The sequence below is a fragment of the Priestia sp. KCTC 13724 genome (genome assembly GCF_056820425.1).
The window spans coordinates 1-13,452 of record NZ_JBXDLD010000068.1 but is presented as its reverse complement, the minus strand read 5'-3'; the positions used below and the strand labels follow the sequence as shown (position 1 = coordinate 13,452).

Here is a 13,452-nt window from a genome sequence, read left to right as displayed (position 1 = left end):
TATCGGAACGACCAAATTGGTAATCGCATCACAGAACTGCTGATTGAAAAAGCAGTAAATGGAGTGCGGGTTCGTTTTATTAGAGATGGTTGGGGGAGTAAAAAATTCCCGCGTCAAAAAATTCTTCAGATGGTGGAAGCAGGGATAGAATGTCGGACAATATTTCCTTTACGCTTTCCCTGGATTTTGTCCAATTGGAATTATCGGGATCATTGTAAGATTGTCACGATTGACAGAAAGGAATCCTTTACTGGCGGTATGAATGTTGGGTATGAATATACAGGATTAAAGTCAGACGTAGGATTTTGGAGGGACACTCATTTGAAAATTATAGGGGAAGCAACAGGCGACTTGCAGACTATCTTCGACGTTCATTGGAATATCGCTGTACCAGAACGGATAAAGTCAAAAACAAAATCTGAGGCAACGAAAAAGACCACTAAAATCCCAAAATATAAATCAAAGGAAATCAATCCAACCGGCAGCATAGATCTTTCAAGATGGTCTGCCGAATTAGGATCTGAGTTATGGCCTATAGAAGGTAAAACAGACAATACTCAAACAAAGACAGGAGAATTGCAAAAAGTATACATCCATACGTTGGAAGGAAACCCTGGAATTCCTACACCAGTTATTCGTCAAGCTTACTTTATATGTATAACACAAGCGACCAAAACCATTGATATAACAACGCCCTACTTTATACCAGAAACAGATATTATTATGGCATTAAAGACAGCTGTGGCTCGTGGTGTACGGGTAAGATTACTTGTTCCTCGCCAGATTGATCAAAAAATCGTGGGCTTTGCAAGTCGTACCTATTACGGGGAACTTATAGAAGCTGGGGTCCAAATCTACCAGTACGATAAAGGAATGTTACATGCGAAACTGATGATCATTGATGAGGAAATTGCAGAATTAGGCTCAGCAAACTATGATATGAGAAGTTTTCGCCTGAATTATGAAGTGTGTCAAGTCGTGTACAGTGCTGATGTGGCAGGGGAACTCACAGAGCAGTTCGAGAGGGATCTTACTGATTCTGTACCATTAAGAATTGAAGACTTGCTGCAACGATCCCTGACCGATCGCATTGTTGAACAGGGTTCTCGCCTGCTTTCTCCATTATTATAAGATGATGTATCCTGTTTTTATTGTTCTATCTTAAATCTATATTTTAAAAATTTCATTGTTTTTAAAATATTTCTGATTCATTTGAAAAAAGTCGAAAACCCGTGTTAGAAGAACTTTCAACATGGGTTTTTTTCTTATTTACGATGGAATTTTATTACTAAAAAATAGAAATACTAAAAAAGGCAGCTCAAAGAGTTTGAATTCAAAAATAGCTGTTAGCTTTTAATTTAAATATAGGGGTGATATCAATAGATAATATATTTGAAAATCTTAAGAAAATACGTTTATTAGAAGATAAGCTGTATCATTTTTATCTAAACCTCAAGATCTTACAACTAAGTAAAATTTAAATTGGAGGAAAAAACTTTGGAAGAAGTTAATATTGGTTTCCTGACGATCAAAGTCATCGTTGGTTTTGCCACTTTATTTTTTATCATTATCATAACAGGCAGAACATCCATCTATCAGTTAACCCCGTTTCACTTAATTTTTGTGTTAGTACTTGGAGATTTTTTAGGAAATACCATTTATGAAGATAAGGTAGGGATTTTTCATTTTTTATATACTATCGGATTGTGGACATTTCTTATGTTGGGAATAGAGTTTATGACTCTAAAAAATAAATCGACACGTTCTCTCTTATTAGGCAATCCTAACATCATTATTCGAGATGGTGTTATGGACAAAAAGTTACTTACAAAGAACAAATTAGATGTAAATCAAGTATTGAGTATACTCCGTCAAAATAATGTCTTTTCAGTTCGCGAAGTCAAATACGGTATATTGGAAGCTAATGGGCAAATAAGTTTATTATTAAAATCTAAGTATCAAAAACCAGACAAGCAAGATCTCAATCTTCCAGAAAGTCAAGTAGACCTCCCAACATCGTTAATTATAGATGGGGAAATTTTATGGGATAATTTACATGAACTCGGATTTGATCAACAGTGGTTAGATAACCAATTAACTACCAATGGATATGATAATGTAAAGCGTATACTTTACGCAGATTGGCGAGAGAGTGAAGGCATACATGTAAGTCCTAAATAAAATTTGTTAGAATAGGAGTACATCAATTTTCTTGGTGAATATAATGTGGATTTAAAAAAAGATGAACCAGAGAATCCGTTTTATGAATTTATCTGATAGGGTGATTGTTACTCTTTGGTTTTCCACAATCGGGCGCTTTTCTAGAGTAAGGATTGCGCTCTTTTCGCTCTAAGTGTTCATTACAAAAAACCAGCTAATATCTTGACCGGATATTAGCTGGTTTTTGTCACCAATCAAAAGGTTCTAGTGCAAAGATTGCATTTATTTTAAAAGCCATCAATTTCGCCATACATATGCTGTCAAAATGTTAAACGGTGGTGCAGATGTTTTAACAGTACAAGAGTTATTGGCTCATGCTTCTCCAGAAATGACACTAAGATATGCAAAACTATTAGATGATACCAAAAGAAAAGCCTTTGAGTCAAAGGGCTTTTATTTAGTTTGTTGTCAACTTTTGAAAAAATTTGTTTAAGCCATATAAAACTGCTCCTATGAAACTTCCTAAAGCAATTGATCCAATAATCATTAAACTAATTTCCTTAATTGTAACTGGTATCATAAACTGAGTGGATGAAAATAATAAAACGATAACAATTGGTATTAAAATATCAATGCTGGTATTTTTCAATTTTTATTCTTTACACCAGGAACATTACTCATTACTGTTTTAGGGAGCTTTGCTTTCTTTTTCGTCAGTGGCTTAACTTATTTTAAACATAAAGCTATCTAAATGGTGAAAAAACCCTTCTATTATATAATAGAAGGGTTAGCCTGCTTTCGGTAAAGTAAAACCGAGACCAAATACATCTCGCACATCATGCACTACAACAAACGCTTGATCGTCCACTTTATGAATAATTCGCTTTAGCTCTAAAAGCTCTTGCTTGTTAATTACAATATAGAGTACTTGTTTGGCTTCTTTTGTATAGCTGCCGTGCGCTGTAAAAACCGTTACGCCACGCTCCATCTTATTATTAACTTGTTCAGCCACTTCGTTTGAACGAGTTGAAATAATCGTTACGGCTTTGCGAGGGTTTAATCCTTCAATAATATAATCAAGTACCTTTGTACCAATGTAGAGTGCGATAACGGTGTACATCGTTTTTTCGCCTCCAATTACAAAATAGGCACTTCCTACAACGACTAAATCAATCGCAAGCATGGTTCTGCTAATATTCCAATCAAAGTATTCATTAGTCATTCGAGCAATAACCGCAGATCCACCTGAGGTCCCCCCGCCTCTAAACACGAGGCCAAGACCGATTCCAACGAATAGACCAGCGAAGATGGCGCCTAAAAGCGTATCGTTTAGCGGTGCTCCTGCTTCTTCAGTTAGATGTAAAAAAACCGAAGTAGCCACAATAGAAAGGACCGTATAGACAATGACGCGTCTATGTAAAAACTTATATCCAACCAAAACGAGCAGGCCGTTAATAATAAAGTTTGTTATACTTGGAGACCACTGGAACAGGTAGTATGTAATCATAGTAACCCCAGTTACGCCACCTTCTGCAAGCTCGTTTGGAATAGCAAAATAGTTGATACCAAGCGCAAAAATTAAGCTACCAAGTAAAATTAGTATAATTTCTTTTATTCGTTTTACCATCATATACATCTTCTTTCTAGTGTGTTAATTTTCATTCTGGCGAAACTATCTCTATGAAAATGTATTATATCAAGGAGACTACTGGAATGAAAGACTAGTTTTTAAAAACGAGAGGTAAATTTTTTGACACGCTGAACTTCATATGGAAAAATGAAAAAGTTATGCAATGAATAAAGCATTTTATGATAAATAAAAATAATTTCTGCCTTACAAAAAGAACGTATGTTCGTTAATATGGATAATGAAAGGGGAGAGGGAGTTGTATCAAGAAGAACTAAAAAAATATGCCAAGCTTTTGATGCCCGAACATGTGGAGCAGATGAAAGAAATTTATCGTTCTCATCTAAAATTAGAGACACCACCAGCACGAATGCAAGGTAGAGAAAAGATTAGTCAAATCCTTCATACAGCGTGCGAACAACATCGACTAGTTAATCTACATGTTTATGAAGGAGGTAGCGTTCGAAAGTATGATCGAGTCACGATTGATTGTATTGATCAGCAATCAAACCGCCTTTTAGCAACGGGTCCTTATTATACATATTCTATTCGGGAAAGCTTTGTTGTTAACGCAATGCTGTGCATGGATTAAGCTGCTTCAATTTTGAAGTAGCTTTTATTGTATTCATTGGCTTTGTATCTTTTTTGTGGAGTCTGCATATACTGATAAAAAAGCTCGCGGCAGCACGAGGTAGTATTGAGACGAGGTAGTATTGAGTGTAAAGTGTGCCGTAGCTATATAAAAAAGAAGGGGAAAGATATGCAAAATGAAAAAAGTCAAGTGAGAGAAATTGAGTTAACGCAGTTCATCAAAAGAAGGCTCGTTCGCTTTGCATCTAGTTTAGCTATTTCATCGGCGTTAGCATCCATTTTATACATGCTGTTGTTTCTATTTAAATAACGAACTTCCCAATGGTTGTCCAAAAAAATGGACAACTTTTTGGTGTGGGCAAATTTAAGTGAACAAGCTTTATTTGTTATAAAACAATCATAAACGTTCAATGATGACAGGTTGAACAATTAATATGACCGCATTATAACATTTGGTTATAACGTTTGATTTTAGTGTAAATGTGTTGAAACCTACATATTAGAGCGCTTCCGTTAACCGTAAGTTTTTATTAAAAAAAATAAAAAAAGTGAATGAAACTGATTTTTTATGATTGATTTTGAAAGATTTGCGTGTTAAAGTAAAATCATGAAAGATAAATGAAAACGCTTTTTTGGAAAAGGAGTCACGTTATGCTAACACCTGAAAGGCATCAGCTAATGTTAAAGCTTTTAAAAGAAAAAGAGCTTGTTAAAGTGCAAGAGTTTATTGAAGTGACGGGTGCCTCTGAGTCCACAATACGTCGTGACTTAAGTCAGTTGGAAGAAGAACAGCTACTTAAACGTGTTCACGGTGGTGCTTCACTAATTCAGAAAAAGCGAATTGAACTAAGCGTTATAGAAAAAGCTGATAAAAATGTAGAAGACAAACAAAGAATTGCTGAATACGCAGCTTCTCTTATCCATGAAGGCGATTGCATCTTTTTAGATGCAGGAACGACAACGTATGAAATGATTCCATTTTTAAAACAAAAAGATGTAGTTGTTGTGACAAATGGGCTTATGCATTTAAATTTAATGCTTAAAGAAGGTATTACCCTTTATTTAACAGGTGGTGCTCTTAAGCATAAGACAGGTGCTTTAATTGGAAATGGTGCGCTCTTAAGTTTAGAGCAGTATCGCTTTGATAAATGCTTCATGGGAGCAAACGGAATTCATCATCAATACGGATACACCACACCGGATCCTGAGGAAGCCCTTATTAAACAAACAGCGATGAAGCTATCTCATGAGTCTTATATCCTGGCAGACTCAACAAAATTTTTTGAAACCAGCTTTGCAAAAATAGCAGACCTACATGCAGCAACTGTTATTACAAATGAGCTACCGCAAGAGGTGCTTATACAATATGCAAACAAAACAGACATAAAGGTTGTGAAATTATGATCTATACATGTACGTTAAACCCTTCAGTTGATTACATTGTACATGTAACAGACTTTAAAGAAGGCGAATTAAACAGAACAACAAGCGAAGTAAAGTTTCCGGGTGGAAAAGGAATTAACGTATCTCGCGTGTTGAAACGATTGGGCGTCGAAAACAAAGCGCTTGGTTTTATCGGTGGGTTTACTGGAACATATATTGAAGATTACTTGAAAACGGAAGAAATCAAAACCGCTTTTACAAGAGTTAATGAAGATACTCGCATTAATGTAAAACTAAAAACAAAAGCTGAAACAGAAGTAAATGGACAAGGGCCTACTATTTCGGAAGAAGCTCTTCAGCAGCTTTTACAGCAAATCTCTCAGATGAAAGAGCATGATGTGCTTGTGTTAGCAGGCAGTATTCCGAAAACGCTTCCAAAAGATATTTATGAAACGATTACGCAACAAGCTACTGCTAAAGGTGTGAAAGTTGTCGTAGATGCAAGTGGGAAAACACTTCTAGATGTAGTGAAGCATAATCCATTTTTTATTAAGCCAAATCATCACGAGCTTGGCGAATTATTTAATGTTGAGGTAAGCGGTGTAGAAGATGCAATTCAATACGGTCAAAAACTAGTCGAAATGGGAGCAAAAAACGTAGGAGTTTCCATGGCTGGGGACGGGGCACTGTTGATTACAAAAGATGCAGTGTACCGAGCAACTGCACCAAAAGGGAATGTTAAAAACTCAGTTGGAGCAGGCGATTCACTAGTAGCGGGTTTTCTAGCTGCTTACACAAAAGAAAATGACTTACTTGAGGCATTCCGTACAGGAGTGGCATCGGGTAGTGCTACAGCTTTCTCGCTTGAACTATGTGAAAAAAGCTGTGTAGAAGAATTATTAGAACAAGTTTCAATTACAAAGATAAAGTAGGGGGAGCCGAGAATGAGAATTACAGAGCTATTGAAAAAAGACACAATCATTCTTGATCTACAAAGTTCATCAAAATCAGATGTTATTGATGAGTTAGTTGGCAAATTGGATGAAGCAGGTCGTTTAAACGATCGTGAAGGATATAAGCAAGCAATTTTAAACCGTGAATCACAAAGCACAACGGGAATTGGTGAAGGGATTGCCATTCCACATGCAAAGACAAGCTCGGTAAAGATGCCAGCAATTGCATTTGGGCGTTCAAAAGAAGGGCTTGACTATGAATCGCTTGATGGTCAGCCGGCACACTTATTCTTTATGATTGCGGCAAGTGAAGGAGCAAATAATGCTCACTTAGAAACGCTATCACGCTTATCAACGTTATTAATGGATATAGATTTTCGTCAGTCATTATTAAATGCTGCGTCAATTGATGAAGTTATCCAGTTAATTGATGATAAAGAAACAGAGAATGAACAGCCAGAAGAAGTTGATACAAAGTCGGACGATGAGCTAGTTTTAGCAGTTACGGCGTGCCCAACAGGTATCGCTCATACTTATATGGCAGCAGATAGTTTAAAAGCAAAAGCAAAAGAAATGAACGTTACGATTAAAGTTGAAACAAACGGTTCAAGTGGTATTAAGAACGCATTAACAGCTGAAGAAATCGAAAAAGCAACAGCAATTATCGTAGCGGCTGACAAACAGGTTGAAATGGCTCGCTTTGCTGGTAAAAAGGTCATACAAGTACCAGTAGCACAAGGGATTCGTAAACCAGAAGAGTTAATTAATCGAGCGCTTAAAGGAGATGCACCTGTTTATAGCGGTGACGGTGGTAAATCTGAGAGTGGTTCTTCTGGAAGTTCAGAACGTAAAGGGTTTTATAAACACTTAATGAGCGGTGTATCTGCAATGCTTCCATTCGTAGTAGGAGGCGGGATTTTAATTGCCATCTCATTCATGTTTGGTATTGATGCAGTCAAACCCGATGATCCAACCTATAATGCGTTTGCAGCAGCATTAAATACAATTGGTGGCGGTAACGCATTTGGTTTAATGATTCCAGTATTAGCTGGTTTCATCGCGATGAGTATTGCCGATCGTCCAGGTTTAGCACCAGGTATGGTCGGAGGTTTAATGGCTTCTACTGGTCAAGCAGGTTTCTTAGGTGGGCTAATCGCAGGTTTCTTAGCAGGTTATATCATACTTGGATTGAAAAAATTGTTCAGTCGTTTACCACAGGCATTAGATGGTATTAAGCCAGTTCTTTTGTACCCATTATTCGGGATATTCATTACCGGAATGATTATGCTTTATGTCATTATCGATCCAGTTAAAGCAATCAATGATGGATTAACACAGTGGTTGAGTGGGTTTGAAACAGGTAACTTAGTATTATTAGGAATTATTTTAGCAGGTATGATGGCCGTTGATATGGGTGGCCCAATCAACAAAGCAGCATTTACGTTTGGTATTGCAATGATTGATGCAGGAAACTTTGGTCCACACGCTGCAATTATGGCTGGTGGTATGGTACCTCCATTAGGCTTAGCGTTAGCAACAACAATCTTCAAAAATAGATTTACACAGCAAGAACGTGAAGCAGGAAAAACATGTTACGCGCTGGGAGCTTCATTTATTACAGAAGGAGCTATTCCATTCGCAGCAGCAGATCCAGGTCGCGTAATTCCAGCAGCGGTTATTGGTGCAGCAGTAGCAGGTGCCTTAACAATGGTATTTGGTATTGGTTTACCAGCTCCTCACGGTGGTATTTTCGTAATTGGTGTAGTAGAGGGTAACCCATTCTTATACGCACTAGCTATCATTATCGGTGCAGTTGTAACAGCTCTACTTGTTGGAGTATTGAAAAAGAAAAAAGTAGTTTAAAAGTTAAAACCTCCTGTAAAAAGCAGGAGGTTTGTATTTATATTATAGACATTTGTTCTTTTTGGAAGTACAATAGATTTAATATTCGAAGAATTGTTAGAAAAATTAGACAGAAAGCTTTTTTGTCAGACAGATTATGTTACAATAGTTGAATATTAAAAACAGGTAAGGAAGTGTCTCAAACATGAAGGTTTCGAAATTCGGCGGGAGTTCAGTTGCAAGCGCAGCGAAATTTAAACAAGTTGCACAAATCATTCAAGCAGACAAAGAGAGAAAAATGATTGTTGTATCTGCACCAGGAAAGCGATATGCTGATGACACAAAAATGACAGACTTATTAATTGCGTTGGCTGGGAAAATTCAGCTAGGTGAAGATTACGTAGAAGAGTTTGGCAAAGTCATTGATCGTTATCGAGAAATTGTGACTGAGTTAGAAATGTCTGAAGAGATTATCACGGAAATCATTGATAACATTGACTCATTAATTTCTTTACATAAAAATGACCCATTCCGCTTATTAGATTGTTTGAAAGCAAGTGGTGAAGATAATAATGCAAGATTAATGGCTGCATATCTACAGCATTTAGGAGAAGAAGCTTCGTATGTAAATCCTAAAGAAGCGGGTATTTTTGTATCAGATGAGCCAGGTCGAGCAAGAATTTTAGAGCTTTCTTATGAAGAGTTACCAAAGTTGAAAGAGCGTGAAGGCATTTTAGTTATCCCGGGCTTCTTTGGTTACTCTGAACAAGGCAATATTGTGACGTTTTCAAGAGGTGGTTCTGATATTACAGGTTCTATTGTTGCTGCTGGTGTTAAAGCAGACTTATATGAAAACTTCACAGATGTAGATGCAATTTATAGCGTAGATCCAAGACTTGTTGAAAAACCTTGTGAAATGAAAGAAGTGACGTACCGAGAAATGCGCGAATTGTCTTATGCAGGCTTTTCTGTTTTCCATGACGAAGCGCTTGAACCTGTCTTTAAATCCGGGATTCCGGTATGCGTCAAGAATACAAACAATCCCAAGGCAAAGGGAACATTTATTGTCTCTAAGCGAAAAGTTGGCGAACAACCTGTCGTAGGCATTGCAGGTGATAAAGGCTTCTGCAATATTCATGTCGATAAATATTTGTTAAATCGTGAAATCGGATTTGGCAGACGGCTTCTGCAGATTTTAGAAGATGAAGGGATTTCATACGAGCATACGCCGTCCGGAATCGATAACATTTCAGTCGTTATGCGTGAACATCAGCTAACGCCGGAAGTAGAAGAGCGGGTACTTGATCGTATTCAAACAGAGTTGGAAGTAGATAACATTTCAATTGAACGAAATTTAGCGCTAGTAATGGTAGTAGGAGAAGGAATGAACAGTTCTGTTGGAATTGCGGCTAAGGCTACAGAAGCATTTGCCAAAGCAGGCGTGAATTTAGAAATGATTAACCAAGGCTCTTCAGAAGTAAGCATGATGTTTGGAGTAAAGGCTGATGCACTTGAAAAAGCAGTACAGGCATTGTACAACACTTATTTTAATAAAATGTACAGCATTTCATATTCAAGCGTAAAGTAATTTACTAGTATGCGTATAATAAACGTCTCCGTTGGGTATACAAATAGTAGTCGTATATTTAAGGAGGCGTTTTTTATGTTGAAAAAAGTATCTGTTCTTTCTGTATCGTTCGCTGCTCTATTAGGTTTAGCTGCATGTAATAATGATGAAGTGGAATCTCCACCACCAGAAGCTCCGGTTGAAGACAACGTAGAGCAACAATCAACAAACAGCGAAAATGATCAAAATAGGGCGTTTAACTTCTCGAAGTTCGATTTGGATGTAGAGTATGAAGGTTTAAACAATGACTATGAAGTAGAATACGAAAATGAAAAAGATGATATGGAAGCAAAAATTGACGATGAAGCAAATGATAAGCATTTAAAAGGCAATGAGGCTTTTGAAGAGCTATCATCTAAGTTTGAAAAATTAACGTTTGACCAGAATACACCTGAAAAAGATGTTGTCAAAGAAGTAGTAAAAGTATTTAATTTAAATAGTGATTATGAATCATTTGAATTAGAAGTGCGCTTTGCTGATGGAACTGAAAAAAAATACATTATTAACAAATAGAAAAAAGATGCTGAGACATAAATATCTCAGTTAGTGATCTATCCGAACGATTGAGAGTTAACTCTCAATCGTTCGGATTTTTTGTTGGTTCAGAAAACAATTTAAAAAAAGAGTGGGGCGCAATGGAACGAACTTGTTCCTACAACCCAACCATTATAAAAAAGTAATGGTTCTTCTTTGATTTGAAAAGGAATTATTTCGTCCTGTCCCGCGCTCTTTTTTTGACGTCTAAAAACCTATGAAATGTGAAAAGATGATGATATGAAAGCTAAAGGAGGAATTAATAATGAAAACAATCTTAATGAAATGCTGTGTCAGCGCAGTTTTCTTACTGTTAGCTGCCTGTGGGTTAGGACAAGGTCAACAACATTCCCAGGATGAGTACCAACCAGCTACAGAAGTAAATAAGGAATCAGTTGCGCCATTAACGGTAGAATTAATGGATACAAAAGGGGCAAAAGTAGGGAAAGCAACCTTTACAGAAGAGAAAAATGGAGTTCGTATTAAAGTCGAAGCAGAAGGGCTAATTCCAGGTAGACATGGTTTTCATATTCACGAAATTGGTAAATGTGAAGTTCCAGATTTCAAAACCGCAGGTGGACACTTTAATCCCTATGATCGTAAGCATGGATTTAAAAACCCGAAAGGTCCTCACGGTGGTGATCTTCCTAATTTAGAAGCAGATAAGCGCGGGAAAATTAACGCAGAGACTTTCGCTTCACTTGTAACGCTAGCGGAAGGAAAGCCTAATTCATTACTAGATGTTGACGGTTCATCCCTCGTTATTCATGCAGGGCCAGATGATTATGAAACGGACCCTGCAGGGAACTCTGGCGACCGCGTTATTTGCGGCGTCATTACGAAATAAAACGTTAAAAAGTAAAAGTCGCGAAGGAGCGTTTTATGTAAAGGGAGGACTGTATCAAGTTGCAGAAAGACTTCAGACGTACATTGAAAATCATGGAGGAAAAGCAATAAAAGGAAGAGAAGCAGTACGAATAGAAAGAAAGGACAATCGGTGGATTATCCATGACCATCGTGATAATTCCTATGATGCTTTTCATGTTGTGTGCAATGTGCCGGTTCAAAACTTAGGCACAATACTAGATGAAGACGTATATATGAAGCTAACCCCAAAGCTGAGAGCAAAAGCGAAATTACCGCAGTGGGGTACATATACGATGTATTTGGCTGTCAAAGAAGAAGATTTACCGAATAATCTTTCTTTATTTCAGCAAATTCTTCTATCAGAGCAAGGAGATATGACAGAAGCTGAACACATTTTTGTTTCCATCTCCCATCCAAATGATGAAAAGCGTGCACCAAAAGGCTATCGAACGATTACAGCTTCAACTCATATTGAGCTAAACAAGTGGCAAACAAAAGAAGCTTACGATGCTAAAAAACAGTGATGGAAACAAAAATGATTGAAGGAATAAAAACAGTCATTCCACATATTGAATCTGCCATTCATCAAATTTCAGGTGGACCGGTGGCGTAGGAACGTTTCACATCCAGAGCTCAAGGGGGCGTAGGAGGATTTCCTCAAACGTTAGAGAATGCTCTGTTTAACAGTCTTTCCCATCGCTCGGGTGTTAAGGGCATGGCTCTGTGGAGATACGATTTTCCCTGGTGCAGGAACGATCGGAGCATCTGTAAGCGGGTATCATGTATTTCAAAGCATCACTGAACATAAATATACTATATAAGGTGTGTTAAAAAATGGGAGGTGGTGCTTTGCGAGAAGAGATTAACGTCTTGGTGTTTATGGACCCAGGTATTGATGATGCCTTGGCGCTTATGTATGCTCTTTTACATCCTAATATTAACGTAGTAGGGATTGTGAGCGGATATGGAAATGTATCAAAAGAAGATGCGATTTTAAATACTTCTTATGTTTTAACGTTAGCAAATCGTAAAGATATTCCAATTATAGAAGGGGCTAAAGGACCAATCACAGGTGAAATCTCTGTTTTTTATCCTGAGATACATGGAGAAACTTTAGGGCCAATTAATGTTCCTCCATCCTTTGCGTTACCGGTGGAGTCATTTAGTAAATCATTCGAGTTAATTGAAACGTATAAAGGGAATATTACGGTGATTGCTACGGGACGTCTAACGGAATTAGCTATGTTATTTGTACTTCATGGGGATGTATTAAATGAATATGTAAATGAATTTTTTATAATGGGTGGCGCTTTTATGGTGCCAGGAAATGTTACGCCTGTTGCAGAAGCTAACTTTCATGGTGATTCTATTGCGGCTAATGTAGTTATGGAACGAGCAGAAAAGGTGCGAGTGTATCCATTAAACGTTACTCATAAGGTTATTGTAAAGCCGGAAACGATTCAAAAAATATCATCAACCAGTCAAAACCCATTTCAACCTCTAATATTACCAATTTATACTTATTATTTTGAAGCCTATAAAAAGCAATGGCCTGGTATACAAGGAACGCCTATACATGATATCGTTCCGTTAATGGCTTTAGTTAACGATGAGCTTATTCAATATGTTCAACGTAAAGTAAGTGTAGAGTTAAGTGGAGAAGCAAAAGGACAAAGTATCGCAGATTTTCGACCTAAAACATTAGTTGAAGAACAAAAAGAACCATCATATATAGCTTGGGGTATTAATGAACAGGCATTCCTAAAAGAGCTTACGACAATTTTAGTAAGACCCGTAAAATAAGGGGCTGTCCAAAAAGTCAGTAAAAGCTGATTTTTTGACAGCCCTCTTTCTGGATTTTTTTTTGA

Annotated in this window: 13 protein-coding genes and 1 pseudogene; 13 read left to right on the top strand and 1 reads right to left on the bottom strand. The window is 37.2% G+C overall.

All coding sequences use genetic code 11. The features are described 5' to 3' along the window. The 3 genes and pseudogenes from AC1UFB_RS09675 to AC1UFB_RS09665 all read left to right on the top strand — a co-directional run. Nucleotides 1-1,131 (top strand): phospholipase D-like domain-containing protein (locus AC1UFB_RS09675; protein ID WP_482589083.1); only part of this gene is annotated, 1,131 nt, incomplete at its 5' end. A gap of 366 nt (nucleotides 1,132-1,497) precedes the next feature. Further along, nucleotides 1,498-2,181: a DUF421 domain-containing protein gene (locus AC1UFB_RS09670; protein WP_025910767.1), complete on the top strand. Its 684-nt coding sequence runs from the start codon at nucleotides 1,498-1,500 to the stop codon at nucleotides 2,179-2,181. A 265-nt stretch (nucleotides 2,182-2,446) separates the two neighbouring features. After that, a pseudogene (locus tag AC1UFB_RS09665) lies at nucleotides 2,447-2,605 on the top strand (tyrosine-type recombinase/integrase); the annotation flags it as partial. Nucleotides 2,606-2,947: 342 nt separating this feature from the next. On the opposite strand, the gene AC1UFB_RS09660 reads toward AC1UFB_RS09665, so the two are convergent. Further along, entirely contained in the window at nucleotides 2,948-3,787 is an 840-nt protein-coding gene (locus AC1UFB_RS09660) for a YitT family protein (RefSeq protein ID WP_328101793.1), read from the bottom strand. Between the two features lie 259 nt (nucleotides 3,788-4,046). Between AC1UFB_RS09660 and AC1UFB_RS09655 the strand changes: the two genes are divergently transcribed. The 10 genes from AC1UFB_RS09655 (at nucleotide 4,047) to AC1UFB_RS09610 (ending at nucleotide 13,387) form a co-directional block, all read left to right on the top strand. Continuing rightward, nucleotides 4,047-4,379, top strand: a complete 333-nt coding sequence (locus AC1UFB_RS09655; protein ID WP_160169909.1) for a YolD-like family protein — start codon at nucleotides 4,047-4,049, stop codon at nucleotides 4,377-4,379. A 168-nt stretch (nucleotides 4,380-4,547) separates the two neighbouring features. After that, entirely contained in the window at nucleotides 4,548-4,688 is a 141-nt protein-coding gene (locus tag AC1UFB_RS09650) for a hypothetical protein (RefSeq protein WP_165932490.1), read from the top strand. 341 nt (nucleotides 4,689-5,029) lie between these two features. Beyond that, nucleotides 5,030-5,782, top strand: coding sequence for a DeoR/GlpR family DNA-binding transcription regulator (locus tag AC1UFB_RS09645; RefSeq protein ID WP_025910762.1), 753 nt, complete (start codon nucleotides 5,030-5,032; stop codon nucleotides 5,780-5,782). After that, nucleotides 5,779-6,693 carry a 1-phosphofructokinase gene (gene pfkB, locus AC1UFB_RS09640; protein WP_328101794.1) on the top strand — a complete coding sequence of 305 codons (915 nt, stop codon included), beginning with the start codon at nucleotides 5,779-5,781 and terminating at the stop codon, nucleotides 6,691-6,693. The genes AC1UFB_RS09645 and pfkB overlap by 4 nt, the downstream gene beginning before the upstream one ends. 12 nt (nucleotides 6,694-6,705) lie before the next feature. Further along, the gene (locus tag AC1UFB_RS09635; RefSeq protein WP_025910760.1) at nucleotides 6,706-8,577 is read left to right on the top strand and encodes a PTS fructose transporter subunit IIABC; all 1,872 of its coding nucleotides are present in this window, start codon (nucleotides 6,706-6,708) and stop codon (nucleotides 8,575-8,577) included. 184 nt (nucleotides 8,578-8,761) lie between these two features. Then, nucleotides 8,762-10,144: an aspartate kinase gene (locus tag AC1UFB_RS09630; protein ID WP_025910759.1), complete on the top strand. Its 1,383-nt coding sequence runs from the start codon at nucleotides 8,762-8,764 to the stop codon at nucleotides 10,142-10,144. A gap of 75 nt (nucleotides 10,145-10,219) precedes the next feature. Beyond that, nucleotides 10,220-10,696, top strand: coding sequence for a YusW family protein (locus tag AC1UFB_RS09625; protein ID WP_025910758.1), 477 nt, complete (start codon nucleotides 10,220-10,222; stop codon nucleotides 10,694-10,696). Between the two features lie 286 nt (nucleotides 10,697-10,982). Continuing rightward, a complete protein-coding gene (locus AC1UFB_RS09620; RefSeq protein ID WP_025910756.1) occupies nucleotides 10,983-11,564 on the top strand; it encodes a superoxide dismutase family protein in 582 nt (193 codons plus the stop codon). Then, the gene (locus AC1UFB_RS09615) at nucleotides 11,503-12,108 is read left to right on the top strand and encodes an FAD-dependent oxidoreductase (RefSeq protein WP_061785510.1); all 606 of its coding nucleotides are present in this window, start codon (nucleotides 11,503-11,505) and stop codon (nucleotides 12,106-12,108) included. Before AC1UFB_RS09620 ends, AC1UFB_RS09615 begins: the two co-directional genes overlap by 62 nt. A 310-nt stretch (nucleotides 12,109-12,418) precedes the next feature. Next, the gene (locus AC1UFB_RS09610) at nucleotides 12,419-13,387 is read left to right on the top strand and encodes a nucleoside hydrolase (RefSeq protein WP_328101797.1); all 969 of its coding nucleotides are present in this window, start codon (nucleotides 12,419-12,421) and stop codon (nucleotides 13,385-13,387) included. Nucleotides 13,388-13,452: the final 65 nt, after the last annotated feature.